This is a genomic window from Nosocomiicoccus sp. HMSC059G07 (genome assembly GCF_001815515.1).
Classification (GTDB): domain Bacteria; phylum Bacillota; class Bacilli; order Staphylococcales; family Salinicoccaceae; genus Nosocomiicoccus; species Nosocomiicoccus ampullae_A.
This window is the reverse complement of the sequence record NZ_KV820773.1, coordinates 1-259: the sequence shown is the minus strand read 5'-3', so window position 1 is coordinate 259 and position 259 is coordinate 1. Positions and strand designations below refer to the sequence as shown.

The following is a 259-nucleotide window of genomic DNA, read 5'->3' as shown; positions in this document are numbered from 1 at the left end:
TACCATGAGTAACGATAATTTCGTGTCCTGCTTTAATGAGGTCAACCATACTCGTCGCTGCACTATACACGTTTTCGTACTGATTCTCGTAAGTTGGTTCTTGTTTTGGTTGTAAAATCGCGTTACCACCTAATGCTAAAACTACTTTTTGACTCATTCATACCACTCCTGATTAAATATTTAATTGATGCCATATCGTTACTCACATTTGACGTAAGCTTTAAATTATACAGCATTTTTATTTTATCAAAACTTTCTT

The 259-nt window shown here is 34.0% G+C and carries 1 pseudogene; it reads right to left on the bottom strand.

The annotated features are described in order from the left end of the window. Positions 1-157: pseudogene (locus HMPREF3029_RS09590) on the bottom strand (carbamate kinase); the annotation flags it as partial. Between the last annotated feature and the right edge of the window lie 102 nt (positions 158-259).